This window comes from Pseudomonas juntendi, from assembly GCF_009932375.1.
Lineage (GTDB): Bacteria > Pseudomonadota > Gammaproteobacteria > Pseudomonadales > Pseudomonadaceae > Aquipseudomonas > Aquipseudomonas juntendi.
The window spans coordinates 1-539 of sequence record NZ_BLJG01000442.1; the positions used below are offsets into that span (position 1 = coordinate 1).

1 protein-coding gene is annotated in these 539 nt (G+C 63.8%); it reads right to left on the minus strand.

From position 1 onward, the window contains the following. Positions 1–86: 86 nt before the first annotated feature. The coding region (locus GYA94_RS26620) for a Pr6Pr family membrane protein (RefSeq protein ID WP_161893450.1) at positions 87–539 on the minus strand (453 nt) is incomplete at its 5' end.

Genomic DNA, 539 nt, shown 5'->3' on the forward strand with positions numbered 1-539 from the left:
AGCCCGCTCATACAGGTACATCACCAGCCTTGAAGACTGTGGTATTCCTGTAGGAGCGGGCTTGCCCGCGAAGAGGCCGGCACAGGCTAAGCAAACTTTTGCGCCCCACGCCAACGATCCAGCCCCAGCAACACCAGCCCGATCCCCCAGAACCCCGCCAGCACGCCCAGGGCATTGAGCAGCACTTGCCCGTACCCCAGCCTCGCCACATCGATGAACGGGTAGGCGTACAGGCCAATCTCGCTACCCCGCCACAAGGCGTAGCCAAAGTATACGGCCGGGTAGAGTGCCCACAGCGCCAGGTGCCGCAGACGCAAATGGCCCTTGGGCACCTCACACCACCAGTACAAGGCGTACAGCGCCGGCATGACGTCGTGCAGCAACTCGTCGGCCAGCCATTGCCAGCCCTCTGGCTGCCACAAGTGGCGCAGCAACACGCTGTAGGCCAGCGCTACCAGCACAATGCTCGCGGCCACCGCGGAACTCACCGACGGCGACAGAAAAAAATGCCTGGCCCGGCCTTCGCGGCCAAACACCGC